We start from the raw sequence: 14,073 nt of genomic DNA, 5'->3' as shown, positions 1-14,073 counted from the left end.
ATAGATCGAATTTCATCGCTTATTTTTTTCTACTGCTACGCAGTTGGATATTAGAATACTAAAATACTCTTTTTTTTCTATTGCGGAATTTGGGTTTAAAGAAAAAGAGTTTAAACACCTGATAGAAAACACTAAAAAAGAAAAGGTTGAAAAAGTATTACAAATTATTAACAACTACGAAAAAGAAAAAAAGATCAGCGAAAATGATGTTAATTTTATAAATGAAGTTATTGCTTTAGATTTTCTATTAAGGCAAAATTGGGATGAAACAAAAAGTTTGAATGGTTTAAAAATAGATTTTATTAAAGTCTTATTAAAGATTACTTACTTAGATAGAGAAACTGTAAAACCAATACTTAAATACATGGTTCACCTATTAAATAAAATAAATTATAAAAGTAAATTAGTCAATATAAAAATAAATTAAGTATGGAAGCACTAACAGCAGCATTAAAAAACGCCGCAGTAACAACTTTAAAAGAAGCTTTGAAAACAGGAATTGAAGGAATAAAAGAAGGTAAAAGTATTAACGATGCTTTAAAAGGTGGTTTTGATGCTATGAAAGAAACAGGCTTTAAAGAAATTAATAATTTTTTATCACCCGAAAATGCTGAGAAACTGAACAAAAGTTCTGAGAAGCTAAATGAGATTCAAGATAAAATTGAATTTGAACCACAAAATTTTTCAGAAAACCAAACAGAAATCGTTAGTAATTTTAATGAAACTAAAGAAAATATTAATGAGGTTGCTAAAGACTTGAATGAAAATTTAAATGAAAAAGGATTAACACAAGAAATTAAAGAAACATTAAATGAGTTTAAGGATATTCTAAATCAAGTAAAAGAAATTCAAGAAAAACTTAAAGATTTGGGCATTAGTCCCGATATGTTATCAATGTTAAATTCTGACACTTCTGAGATTGATGATATGGAAGATGCAGATGGTAAATAAACCATATTATTCATTCAACAAATCTGCATTAACCATTTAATGATTTAAAGAAATACTAACCCATGTCCACCCACCTCTACATTGCAACTGCAAAAAAACAATCCGGCAAACTCGCCAAAGGAATGTTTGTAGAAATTATAATAAGAAATGCAAGCAGACCGCCTACACAAAAAGAAGTGGTTGAAGCCATCAACAAAAAATATGGCGATAAAACTGCCGTAAATGGGTTAAGCATTTCCAATTTTGATATTGTAAAACAATAAATAATAAACAGACAGGTTGTCAAACTTTTTCCTAAACCTCACGGGTTTAAAAACCCGTTTGGTTTGTTTAAAAACTAAAAATGCAAAATCTCACTTTCTCCCCTTGGATTGGTAAAAATTACGGAAAATCTGAATATGGCAAACTCCTGATAATCGGAGATTCTCACTATTTTAATAATGGACTTCCGAATAATCTGGAAAATTTCACAAAAGCTCAGATTGCCGAGTTAGACGATATTTCGAGTAATTTCCACAAGACTATTCTGAAAATTTTCAATCATCATACCCATCAGGAATTTTGGCATAAGATTGCTTTTGCCAATGCTGTTCAGAGTGCTTTTACCAATGCGGACCAAGTTCCTACAAATGCAGAGAAAGATATTGCTGAACGTGCTTTCAAAGAATATTTGGAAATTGTAAAGCCCGAAAAAGTAATTGTATTTTCCAGCCGACTTTGGGAGCATTTTTTCAACAAACTTGGTTGGGGAAATCATCTGGGAAAAATCAATGACCGATGGAATGTAAGAGCGCTAGACTATGTTGGAGGAACTTGCAAAGCTATGGGTTTGCATCATCCTTCAAGCCGTGGATTCAGTGTTCCTGAATTTCAAAAAGTTATTCAGGATTTTCTAAGATTTTAAAATAGGTTTATTACCACAACAAAAGAGCCTCAGCTAAAAAAACTGAGGCTCTTTTTTATGTTGAGAAAATCTTAAGCTTGTACATTATTTCCTCCCAATACGAAAGGTTCAACTTCTTTAATTTCTCCGAATTGTTGCTCAAAATTCGCAACGTTTTGCTGAAGTGCAGCCAAAACTCTCTTTGCATGAAGAGGAGCCAAGATTACTCTAGATCTTACGTTAGCTTGTTGAACACCCGGCATCATTTGGATGAAGTCTACCACAAATTCAGATGGAGAATGGTTTACTAATGCTAAGTTACAGTAAACTCCTGAAGCGATCATTTCGTTTAACTGAATGTTGATGTTTCCATCTTGTGGATTTTGATTTTGATTGTCCATTTTTTGTTTAAAGTTTTTGTTTTAATATTCAAGTTTCAAAAATAAATAAAAGTTTGAAGCCTGAACATTAATTTATAATTATTTTTTTGAATTCAGGATTCGGAATACTCATTCATACCCCGAATCCTTTATTCTTTTTATTAATTCAAATCTTCGAATTCTTTTCTAGAACCCACGATTACACTTTGATATTCTTTAAGACCTGTACCTGCAGGAATTCTGTGTCCTACAATTACATTTTCTTTAAGACCGTTAAGATCATCTACCTTACCGGCAACCGCAGCTTCGTTAAGAACTTTAGTTGTTTCCTGGAATGATGCAGCAGACATGAACGATTTCGTTTGAAGAGCCGCTCTTGTAATACCTTGTAATACAGGAGTCGCTGTTGCAGGTAAAGCATCTCTTACTTCCACCAAAGCTTGATCTTCACGCTTCAATTTTGAGTTTTCGTCTCTTAATTCTCTTGCAGTAATCATCTGTCCCGGTTTGAAAGCTTTAGAATCTCCGGCTTCAGTAACTACTTTAAGACCAAATACTCTGTTGTTTTCTTCCAAGAAGTCATATTTATGTTCAAGAGCACCTTCAAGGAACTGAGTATCACCTCCATCTACGATAGAAACTTTCGTCATCATCTGTCTTACGATAATTTCGAAGTGCTTGTCGTCGATTTTTACCCCTTGTAAACGGTAAACTTCCTGAATTTCATTTACTAAATATTCCTGAACTGCAGTTGGACCTTTTATTCTCAAGATATCTTCCGGAGTGATAGAACCGTCAGAAAGTGGTGAACCAGCTCTTACGAAGTCGTTCTCCTGTACCAAAATTTGGTTTGATAATTTAACTAAATAAATTTTTCTCTCACCAGTTTTAGCTTCAACGATTAATTCACGGTTACCTCTCTTAATTTTTCCGTAAGAAACTACCCCGTCGATTTCTGTAACCACCGCTGGGTTTGAAGGATTTCTTGCTTCGAATAATTCGGTAACTCTCGGAAGACCTCCGGTGATATCCCCTGCTTTTGCAGATTTTCTTGGGATTTTGATTAAGACTTTACCAGCCTTAATTTTTTCACCGTCGTTAACCATTAAGTGGGCTCCTACCGGTAAGTTGTAACCTTTCTGTTCAACACCTTTAGAATCTACCACTTTTAAAGTAGGTACCGCTTTCTTGTTTCTCGATTCTGAAATAACTTTCTCTTCGAAACCTGTCTGCTCGTCGATTTCCAATTGGAATGAAATACCCTGGATAATATCTTCGTATTCTACTTTACCGGCTGTTTCTGCAATAATAACCGCGTTGTACGGATCCCATCTACAGATCATATCCCCTTTGCTTACTTTATCTCCCGGTTTTACCGCCAAGATAGCACCATAAGGAATGTTGGCAACCATTAACGGAGTTCTAGCCTCGTTATCTGCCACCAAACGGAATTCTGTTGAACGTGAAACGACAACTTCAGCTGTATTACCGTTTTCATCTTCAGAAGTAATGGTTCTTACTTCATCCATTTCTACGATACCGTCTCTTCTTGCTACAATTGAAGGGTTTTCTGATACGTTTCCTGCAGTTCCCCCTTGGTGGAAGGTTCTCAACGTAAGCTGAGTTCCTGGTTCCCCAATAGACTGTGCTGCAATTACACCTACCGCTTCACCCATGTGAATCATCTTACCTGTTGCTAAGTTTCTACCGTAACATTTAGCACAGATACCTTTTTTAGTTTCACAAGTTAATGGTGAACGAACTTCAACCGCTTCTAATCCTGCTTCTTCAATTTTCTTCGCTAAAGATTCAGTAATAACCTCATCTGCTTCAGCAATTAATTCATCACTTTCAGGATCATAAATATTATGTAAAGAAACTCTACCTAAAATTCTTTCAGAAATTCTTTCTACAATTTCGTCATTTTTCTTCAAGGCAGTAACTTCTGTACCTCTTAAAGTTCCACAATCGTCTTCTGTAACGATAACGTCTTGTGCAACGTCTACCAATCTTCTCGTTAAATAACCTGCATCGGCAGTTTTAAGAGCGGTATCCGCAAGACCTTTACGGGCACCGTGGGTAGAGATAAAGTATTCTAAGATAGAAAGACCTTCTTTAAAGTTCGCAAGAATCGGGTTTTCGATGATTTCCGCACCGGTAGAACCAGCTTTTTGCGGTTTCGCCATCAAACCTCTCATCCCGGATAACTGACGGATCTGTTCTTTAGAACCCCTTGCTCCAGAATCAAGCATCATATATACAGAGTTGAATCCGCCTTTGTCGGTTTTCATTCTGCTCATGATCATTTCTGTTAATCCCGCGTTGGTATTCGTCCAAACGTCGATTACCTGGTTATAACGTTCTGTATCGGTAATTAGACCCATGTTATAGTTAGCTCTAATTTCGTCAACAGCTTCAATAGACTGCGCAATCATCTGTTTTTTCTCTACCGGAACTACAATATCTCCAAGAGAGAAAGAAAGACCTCCTTTGAATGCGTTTGAATATCCTAAATCTTTCATGGCATCCAAGAACTTCACAGTTGTAGGGAAATTTGTATCTGCAAGGATTTTACCGATAACATTTCTTAATGATTTCTTCGTTAAAAGTTCATTAATATATCCTACCTGCTTAGGTACAATCTGGTTGAATAAAATTCTACCTACAGAAGTTTCGATTAATCTTGTAACGATTTCTCCGTTTTCTTTAACCGGAAGTCTACATCTTACTTTAGCATTTAAAGATACTCTACCTTCTGCATAAGCGATTTCCGCTTCTTCAGGAGAGTAGAATGCAAGACCTTCACCTTTTACTTTCATATCTTCTGTAGAACTCAACTCTTTGGTCATGAAATAAAGACCAAGAACCATGTCCTGAGAAGGTACAGTGATAGGAGAACCATTTGCAGGGTTCAAGATATTTTGTGAACCTAACATCAATAACTGAGCTTCAAGGATTGCTTCAGGACCTAACGGTAAGTGTACCGCCATCTGGTCACCATCGAAATCGGCGTTGAAAGCCGTTGTTACCAATGGGTGAAGCTGAATTGCTTTTCCTTCAATCATTTTAGGCTGGAATGCCTGAATACCCAATCTGTGAAGCGTAGGTGCTCTGTTTAATAAAACAGGGTGACCTTTCATCACGTTTTCAAGGATATCATATACAACAGGTTCTTTTCTGTCGATGATTCTTTTAGCAGATTTTACGGTTTTTACAATTCCTCTTTCAATCAGTTTTCTGATGATGAACGGTTTGTATAATTCCGCAGCCATATCTTTAGGGATACCACATTCGTGAAGCTGTAAGTTTGGACCTACAACAATTACCGAACGCGCCGAGTAATCTACCCTTTTTCCTAATAGGTTCTGACGGAAACGACCTTGCTTACCTTTCAATGAATCTGAAAGTGATTTCAATGGTCTGTTTGATTCAGATTTTACTGCAGAAGATTTTCTTGTATTATCGAATAATGAATCTACAGATTCCTGAAGCATACGCTTCTCGTTTCTCAAGATTACTTCAGGAGCTTTGATCTCCAATAATCTCTTCAAACGGTTGTTTCTGATGATCACTCTTCTGTAAAGGTCATTCAAATCGGAAGTAGCAAAACGTCCTCCATCCAACGGAACCAATGGTCTTAGTTCTGGTGGAATAACAGGAAGCACACGCATAATCATCCACTCCGGTCTGTTGATCATTCTTGTATTAGCACCTCTCAATGCTTCTACAACGTTCAATCTCTTAAGAGCTTCTGTTCTTCTTTGTTTTGAACCTTCGTTGTGAGCTTTGTGTCTCAAGTCGAAAGACAAGGCATCAAGATCAATTCTTTTTAACAATTCCTCAACTGCTTCAGCACCCATTTTAGCGATGAATTTGTTTGGATCGGAATCATCAAGATACTGGTTTTCAATAGGAAGAGTTTCCATAATATCAAGATACTCTTCTTCTGTAAGGAATTCCATATGATCGAAATCGGAACCGTCTAATTTCTTAGCAATACCTTGTTGAATTACTACATATCTTTCGTAGTAGATAATCATATCCAATTTCTTGGAAGGAATACCCAAAAGGTAACCGATTTTGTTTGGTAAAGAACGGAAATACCAGATGTGAGCGATAGGAACTACCAAATTGATATGCCCGATTCTCTCTCTACGTACTTTTTTCTCCGTAACCTCTACACCACAACGGTCGCAAACGATCCCTTTGTAACGAATTCTCTTGTATTTACCACAAGCACATTCGTAATCTTTAATAGGACCGAAGATTTTTTCGCAGAACAAACCATCTCTTTCAGGCTTGTGTGTTCTGTAGTTAATAGTTTCCGGCTTAAGCACCTCCCCTCTTGAGTCTTGTAAAATAGACTCCGGTGAAGCTAAACCGATGGTTATTTTATTAAATCTACTTGATTTATTTTTATTTGACATAATTTTTATTTTGATTAAAAGATTAAAGATTGAAAGATTTAAAAATTACTTTCGCTCTTATCATCTCGGAGTTAATTAATTTTTTAATAATTAAATCTTTTAATTTACTCCTCCAATCTTACGTCTAATCCAAGACCTTGTAACTCGTGAAGTAATACATTGAAAGATTCCGGAATACCAGGTTCTGGCATTGCTTCTCCTTTTGCAATCGCTTCATAAGTTTTTGCTCTACCAATCACGTCATCCGACTTCACAGTCAAGATTTCTCTCAAGATGTTAGATGCACCGAATGCTTCAAGTGCCCAAACCTCCATCTCTCCAAAACGCTGTCCACCAAACTGAGCTTTACCTCCTAAAGGCTGCTGAGTAATGAGTGAATAAGGTCCAATAGAACGTGCGTGCATTTTGTCGTCAACCATGTGTCCTAATTTCAACATATAGATGATACCAACTGTTGCCGCTTGTGAGAATCTCTCTCCGGTACCACCATCATAAAGATAAGTATGTCCGAATTTAGGAAGACCTGCTTTGTCGGTATATTCTGTAATCTGATCTAATGTTGCTCCATCAAAGATTGGCGTAGCGAACTTCATACCCAGTTTCTGACCAGCCCATCCAAGAACTGTTTCATAAATCTGTCCGATGTTCATACGAGAAGGTACCCCAAGTGGATTCAATACGATATCTACCGGTGTTCCGTCTTCTAGGAAAGGCATATCTTCTTCACGAACGATTCTCGAAACGATACCTTTGTTACCGTGACGACCTGCCATTTTATCCCCAACATTCAGTTTACGTTTTTTAGCAATATAGACTTTAGCCAACTTCATGATACCTGCAGGAAGTTCATCTCCGATTGAAATTGCAAATTTCTCACGATTTTTAACTCCTTGAATATCGTTGTACTTGATTTTGTAATTGTGAATTAATTGTTTAATTAACTCATTTTTATCGTTATCAACAGTCCAATCTGCACCGCTAACGTTTACATAATCTTCAACTGAAGTTAACAATTTATGAGTGAATTTAACACCTTTACCGATAATTTCTTCGTCTAAGTCATTAGTAACTCCCTGAGAAGTTTTGCCGCTCACTAACGTGTTCAATTTTTCGATTAAAGTATTTCTTAACTCGTCAAACTTAGCTTTGTAAGTGTTTTCAATTTCTTCAAGCTTCAGTTTTTCTTCAGTTCTTTTCTTTTTATCTTTAATGTTTCTTGAGAACAATTTTTTATCGATAACAACACCTCTTAATGATGAATCTGCTTTCAAGGAAGCATCTTTTACATCACCAGCTTTGTCACCAAAGATTGCTCTAAGTAATTTTTCTTCCGGCGTAGGATCAGATTCTCCTTTTGGAGTAATCTTACCAATCATGATATCTCCAGGCTTCACTTCAGCACCGATTCTAATCATACCGTTCTCATCAAGATCTTTAGTAGCTTCTTCAGAAACGTTCGGAATATCTGCTGTAAGTTCTTCCATACCTAATTTGGTATCACGAACTTCAAGAGAATACTCATCTACGTGGATTGAAGTAAACCAGTCTTCACGCACAACTTTTTCGTTGATTACGATGGCATCCTCGAAGTTGTATCCTTTCCAAGGCATGAACGCTACAACAAGGTTTCTACCAAGAGCCAATTCTCCTTTTTCTGTAGCATAACCATCACAAAGAACCTGTCCTTTCTGTACTGTATCTCCAACTCTTACGTTTGGTCTTAGAGTAATGGTTGTACTTTGGTTGGTTTTTCTGAATTTTGTTAAATTATATGTTTTCGTAGCAGATTCGAATGATACTAAATCTTCGTCTTCGCTTCTTTCATATTTAATAACAATTTTATCTGCATCTACATATTCTACACTACCTCTTCCTTCTGCATTAATTAAAATTCTTGAATCTTTTGCAACCTGTTGTTCCAGACCTGTACCTACGATTGGAGCTTGTGGCTTCAACAAAGGAACTGCCTGACGCATCATGTTAGATCCCATCAATGCACGGTTCGCATCATCATGTTCCAAGAACGGAATTAATGAAGCTGAAATACCGGAAATCTGGTTAGGCGCTACATCAATTAAATTAACTTCAGAAGGTTCTACTACAGGATAATCACCGTCTAGACGAGCAATAATTCTATCTGTTTCGAAATCACCATTGTCACTTAACTCAACGTTTGCCTGAGCAATTACTTTATCTTCTTCGTCCTCCGCATTTAAATAGATTGGATCTGCATTTAAATCTACTTTACCACCTTCAACTTTTCTGTATGGAGTTTCAATGAAACCTAGAGTATTGATTTTAGCATAAATACCTAAAGATGAAATCAAACCGATGTTTGGTCCTTCCGGAGTTTCAATCGGGCAAATTCTTCCGTAGTGAGTATGGTGAACGTCTCGAACCTCGAAACCTGCTCTTTCTCTTGATAAACCTCCAGGCCCCAGTGCAGAAAGTCTACGCTTGTGCGTGATTTCTGAAAGCGGGTTGGTTTGGTCCATAAACTGAGAAAGCTGGTTGGTACCAAAGAATGAGTTGATTACTGATGTTAACGTTTTAGCATTAACAAGGTCAAGTGGAGTAAAGATTTCGTTATCTCTAACGTTCATTCTCTCCTTAATTGTTCTTGCAATTCTTGAAAGACCTACACCAAACTGTCCTGCTAATTGCTCACCAACAGTTTTAATTCTTCTGTTGGATAAGTGGTCGATATCATCAACCTCAGCTTTAGAGTTTACCAATTCAATTAAGTGTCTTACAATCGCAATGATATCTTCTTTCGTAAGAACCTCAGTTGTAGTAGGAATGTTTAGACCTAATTTTTTGTTTAGTCTGTAACGTCCAACTTCACCAAGAGAATATCTTTGCTCAGAGAAGAATAGTTTTTCAATGATTCCTCTTGCCGTTTCCTCATCTGGTGGATCTGCGTTTCTTAACTGACGATAGATGTATTCTACAGCCTCTTTTTCTGAGTTTGTAGGGTCTTTTTGTAAAGTATTCTGAATAATAGAGAATTCGTTTGAATTTTCTTTGTGAATCAGGATAGATTTCACACCAGCATCCAGGATAAGATCTAAATGTTCTTTTTCAAGAATAGTTTCTCTATCCAAGATGATTTCGTTTCTTTCGATAGAAACAACCTCACCGGTATCTTCGTCTACGAAATCTTCAAACCAAGTGTTCAAAACTCTCGCAGCCAATGTTCTTCCTTCTACTTTTTTAAGGGCAGCTTTAGAAACTTTTACTTCTTCTGCAAGATCGAAAATCTGAAGAATATCCTTATCAGATTCAAAACCGATTGCTCTTAATAATGTTGTTAAAGGTAATTTTTTCTTACGGTCGATATACGCGTACATTACGCTGTTGATATCGGTTGTAAATTCCATCCAAGACCCTTTAAAAGGAATAATTCTTGAATAATACAATTTGGTTCCGTTAGCGTGATATGTCTGTCCGAAGAACACACCCGGAGATCTGTGTAACTGAGTTACAATAACACGCTCTGCTCCATTAATAATGAATGAACCAGAAGGAGTCATATAAGGAACCGGACCTAAATATACATCCTGTACAACTGTCTGAAAATCTTCATGTTCAGGGTCTGTACAATATAATTTAAGTCTGGCTTTTAGAGGAACTGAATACGTTAAACCTCTTTCCACACACTCGTCGATCGAATAACGTGGAGAATCTACCAAATAATCTAAAAACTCCAATACGAATTGGTTTCTAGAATCGGTAATAGGAAAGTTTTCCTGGAAGGTTTTGTGCAAACCTTCTTTCTTTCTGTCCTCAGGAAGTGTATCTAACTGGAAAAAATCTTTAAATGACTCTAACTGGATATCTAAGAAATCCGGAGTAATGATTTTTCCTTTAGCCGAAGAGAAATTAATTCTCTCCACTCCCCTAGTTGTTGATGTTGTTTTACTCATAAAACTTTTAAGAAAGGGTTAAAAAATATTTTGTTTATTCAAAAATATCAGAGATTATTGAGACAAAAGAACAAAGATAAAAGATGACTAAAGTGGCGCTAAAGTATAGAAAACTAAAAGTTTACATTTCTTTTTTCTATAATTCTTTTTTCTAAATTTTCCCTAACTGCAACACTGGTATATCTTTTCACAGTGTAGTGCAAAATACTTTTATTATATCTAATGGACTGAAAATCCTATAATATCATAAAATACAAAACCCCTTTCAATAACATGAAAGAGTTGATTTTCAATATTTTACCGTATTATGTTTAATTTTTAGCGCCAAAAGAGACTGCAAATTTACAAAATTTATTTTTCTTTCACAATAAAAAACCACTTCATTTTGAAGTGGTTAAGTATGTGATTATTTTAAAAAAATCAGCTATCTGCTCTCCAATAAGACCAAACCGTACCATTATACACACAGAATAGTTTTTTCACAGAATCAAAAACAATCATCCCAGGTGCGGGATTTTTAATATTATCTGCAGGATTCGTCACTAAAGGCGGTATCATTACTTTGTTGGTATCTGCCAAAACTAAAATTCCCGGAGTAGTATCATTAACAGTCCCTCCAATTTGAGACTTAGCACTACTATTTTGAGTATACACTGTTCCTTTTTGCAAGCTATTATCGATAGCTGTATTGCCACCGGTAGCTGGTTTTTCATTTACATGAACGGTAAGATCTACCCAAGTTCCGTCATTTTTTGAAATCTTCACTTTTTTATCGTTGACGTCCAAAACCAAAGCACCTCCTTTTGCATTAGCTGCAGAATTCAATTCAACTGTAGTTCCGTTAGTATTAAGAACCCACGGCAAAATCAAACCCTTATTACCTGTCCCGAACTCTAAAGAAACTCCAGGCTGTACAGTTTGCTTCCCAATAGCAACCTGTGCGGTAAGAGAAGAAACAAAAAAAACGTTGATGAAAATTGAATATATAAGTTTCATAAATTTAATTTTAAAATTAATTTTCTTCTGGGCAAGACTGCGTTTTAAAACACTTCCATCCTGTTCTTGTACCATCAATATTTATTTTCATACAATCGTTGGTTGTATCATAATAGGTCATCCCAACTACAGGAGCAGTGATTGCAGCTGAGCCATTTGAAAGAGGTTCTCCCGAAAAAATATTTGTTCCGTTCGCTGTTGCACTTGGCATTCTGTTCATAACGAAAGGTTTAGTATTAGACTCAAGTGCAGTCCAGCCATTATTTCTTACCATTGGCCAGTTTGAATTACCAGATCCTGCTCTATTGAAAGAAGTGATACCGTGAAGAGTAGGAAGATCCATTCCACTTGAACTTGGATTTCTATAACATTTACAGTCATTCAAACTATTATCTTGAGAGTTACCCTTTCCTTGACCAACATCTGCTGTTCCGTCCGTATTATCTACCAAACCAGCATGAGTATTATTTGAAAGACCAATACTTGAATTAGTATTATTTATAGCATTATTAACTAATTGAGGAACACCATTAGCTGCTGTTGCTGTACTAACAATTTGCGAAGGCGTACCTGTAGTAAAACCATCATATCTCACACTTATTTGTCCAGGATTAGTTGTTGCCGTCAATGGATTAACCATAGAATAAGTTACATTTTCTGATCCTTCAATTGCATCAGGACACCCATCATTATCGGAATCTACATCCAAATAATCTGGTATAGTATCACCATCGGTATCTGTTGAAAAACAATATGATATACTATCTACGTGTGCATTATTGTGAATAAACATCTGCAACCTATATGTTCCTGCTGGTAATGCTATATTATTAAGACTGCTCTGTGTCCACACATAAGGTGAAAGTGAATTATAATTTATTACGTTACCCGACCAAGTCTGGCTAGTTCCCGATAACTTTATCAGCTCAATCTTTGATTGAAAAGCGATTGCCGTACCTGATGTTTCTCTCGGCGAGAAGAAAACAGAAGCGTTTAGCACAGTAGGGGTTGTTAAAGTAAATTCTCTATATAGATTTCCTCCTGTTGCATTAATATCCAAATATTGCGAACCTTCCTGAGCACTCGCCGGACCAGAGCTATACGTAGTATTATTTACTCTGATTATATTGAAAGGGTTAGCTTGAACTGTTGGAGTCATACCATCTATAGACCAACCATTATATGATAGACCAGTCTGAAAATTATTGCCATTCACGGTTGGTTGTAAAGGATTCGTTTCAAAGCCCTCAAAACCAGTTGTCGCACAAAAACCTTCAGCTGTATCAAGAATACCATCATTATCATCATCTAAATCCGTAAAACTATCTATACCATCACCATCGGGATCATTTGCTAATACTGTAACTGTCGCCACAGCGGTTTTACAATTCTCCAAATATGTTAAATCGCATATTCTATAGTTAACAGTATAAACTCCTGCGGGAGTACCTGGCGCAACATTTATCAAACCTGTAGCAGTATTTAAATTAACACCTGAGTTTGATGTAGAAACCTGAGAAAGAGTAACATCAGAAAGAGATGCATTTGAAGTACCATTTACACTATCGTTAAGCAAAACAGAAGTTGCAGAATCATTGCCCGAGATAATAGAATAAGTATCATTATTAGCAACTAAAGTTGCCGTACCATAGATAGTATTGACAAAGACACCAGAGTCATATCGATAATCTCCTAAGTCAGCAATTACAATTTTAAAGTTGTAAGTTGTGTTTGGAGACAAACCAGAAAGAGTGTAAGTAACCAACTTAGTAATACCATTAAACTGCACAATAATAGGTTTAGGGCCACTATTATCATTCGTAACCAGCTTGCCATTAGTTACAGTTGTAGGATGGCCATTATTTGTATATAAAGCAGATTGTGTTCCATCAAAAGAAGAATCCGCATTTGCAGTAGTCTGTAGAGCACCAGGAAAACCAAAATTCACTTTGTTAATTGAAGTTGGCTGCCCATTAGGAAGCCTTCCGATGTTTTGTGTAGCAGTCAGACCACCACCAGAAACAAAAAATCCGAAAGCATCATTAAATCGAGTACCTACATAATCGGGATATTCTTCTGATCCAAATTGATATTTGATATTTAGGGTTGTAGCTTTAGGACCAGTTGTCACAGAAAACGTATAAGTAACCATATCATATTTAGACTGTGTACTTATGCCATTTAAATCTGGATCTGTAAATGTAGTTGTAATTCCACCAGGACTATCATCTCTATGTAGACTATTATTATCAATAAGAAGCTGATTAATCAGACCCGTTCCAAAAAAAACACCCTTTGTCATTTCTAATCCTGCATTACCACCATTTGTAAATGTAGCTACCTGAGTTGCTCTAACCCCATTTACTAAATTTGGATTACTCAAAGTAACATTATCTCCTATTAGAGATAAATTCAATAGCGTCCTAAATAAAAAAATAAGAAGGAATTAAAGTAACTCAAAGTATCTTTGAGGTTGACAACAAAAAAACCTTCTTATGGATTCAAAATTA

At 36.1% G+C, this 14,073-nt stretch carries 9 protein-coding genes; 4 read left to right on the top strand and 5 right to left on the bottom strand.

Annotated features, from left to right (window positions below):
* The first annotated feature begins 43 nt into the window (after positions 1–43).
* The 4 genes from IV513_RS13235 to IV513_RS13220 all read left to right on the top strand — a co-directional run bounded on the left by IV513_RS13235 (position 44) and on the right by IV513_RS13220 (position 1,855).
* Positions 44–427 carry a hypothetical protein gene (locus IV513_RS13235; RefSeq protein WP_209391044.1) on the top strand — a complete coding sequence of 128 codons (384 nt, stop codon included), beginning with the start codon at positions 44–46 and terminating at the stop codon, positions 425–427.
* A gap of 2 nt (positions 428–429) precedes the next feature.
* Positions 430–951 carry a hypothetical protein gene (locus IV513_RS13230; RefSeq protein ID WP_209391043.1) on the top strand — a complete coding sequence of 174 codons (522 nt, stop codon included), beginning with the start codon at positions 430–432 and terminating at the stop codon, positions 949–951.
* Between the two features lie 62 nt (positions 952–1,013).
* Entirely contained in the window at positions 1,014–1,214 is a 201-nt protein-coding gene (locus tag IV513_RS13225) for a peptidase (RefSeq protein WP_209391042.1), read from the top strand.
* A gap of 80 nt (positions 1,215–1,294) precedes the next feature.
* Entirely contained in the window at positions 1,295–1,855 is a 561-nt protein-coding gene (locus IV513_RS13220; protein WP_209391041.1) for a hypothetical protein, read from the top strand.
* Positions 1,856–1,926: 71 nt separating this feature from the next.
* Here IV513_RS13220 and IV513_RS13215 read toward each other — a convergent pair whose 3' ends face one another.
* From IV513_RS13215 to IV513_RS13195, 5 genes are all read right to left on the bottom strand, one after another.
* Positions 1,927–2,235, bottom strand: a complete 309-nt coding sequence (locus IV513_RS13215) for a DUF3467 domain-containing protein (RefSeq protein WP_209391040.1) — start codon at positions 2,233–2,235, stop codon at positions 1,927–1,929.
* A gap of 140 nt (positions 2,236–2,375) precedes the next feature.
* Positions 2,376–6,641: a DNA-directed RNA polymerase subunit beta' gene (gene rpoC, locus IV513_RS13210; protein ID WP_209391039.1), complete on the bottom strand. Its 4,266-nt coding sequence runs from the start codon at positions 6,639–6,641 to the stop codon at positions 2,376–2,378.
* 104 nt (positions 6,642–6,745) lie between these two features.
* Positions 6,746–10,567: a DNA-directed RNA polymerase subunit beta gene (gene rpoB / locus IV513_RS13205; RefSeq protein ID WP_209391038.1), complete on the bottom strand. Its 3,822-nt coding sequence runs from the start codon at positions 10,565–10,567 to the stop codon at positions 6,746–6,748.
* Positions 10,568–10,987: 420 nt separating this feature from the next.
* Complete coding sequence (locus tag IV513_RS13200; protein ID WP_209391037.1) at positions 10,988–11,563, bottom strand: hypothetical protein; 576 nt, start codon at positions 11,561–11,563, stop codon at positions 10,988–10,990.
* Between the two features lie 16 nt (positions 11,564–11,579).
* On the bottom strand, positions 11,580–13,979 hold the full coding sequence (locus tag IV513_RS13195; RefSeq protein ID WP_262897351.1) for a choice-of-anchor L domain-containing protein: 2,400 nt from the start codon (positions 13,977–13,979) through the stop codon (positions 11,580–11,582).
* Positions 13,980–14,073 lie beyond the last annotated feature (94 nt).

Origin of the sequence: Chryseobacterium sp. RR2-3-20 (assembly GCF_017808115.1) — a bacterium.
In the GTDB taxonomy this organism is placed as follows: domain Bacteria; phylum Bacteroidota; class Bacteroidia; order Flavobacteriales; family Weeksellaceae; genus Chryseobacterium; species Chryseobacterium oryzae.
This window is presented reverse-complemented; position numbering and strand designations above follow the sequence as displayed.

Excerpts from the sequence above, each read along its gene's own strand:
- IV513_RS13230 (WP_209391043.1), top strand. The coding sequence starts at position 430 with ATGGAAGCACTAACAGCAGCATTAAAAAACGCCGCAGTAACAACTTTA.
- IV513_RS13225 (WP_209391042.1), top strand. The coding sequence starts at position 1,014 with ATGTCCACCCACCTCTACATTGCAACTGCAAAAAAACAATCCGGCAAA.
- IV513_RS13220 (WP_209391041.1), top strand. The coding sequence starts at position 1,295 with ATGCAAAATCTCACTTTCTCCCCTTGGATTGGTAAAAATTACGGAAAA.
- IV513_RS13215 (WP_209391040.1), bottom strand. The coding sequence starts at position 2,235 with ATGGACAATCAAAATCAAAATCCACAAGATGGAAACATCAACATTCAG.
- rpoC (WP_209391039.1), bottom strand. The coding sequence starts at position 6,641 with ATGTCAAATAAAAATAAATCAAGTAGATTTAATAAAATAACCATCGGT.
- rpoB (WP_209391038.1), bottom strand. The coding sequence starts at position 10,567 with ATGAGTAAAACAACATCAACAACTAGGGGAGTGGAGAGAATTAATTTC.
- IV513_RS13200 (WP_209391037.1), bottom strand. The coding sequence starts at position 11,563 with ATGAAACTTATATATTCAATTTTCATCAACGTTTTTTTTGTTTCTTCT.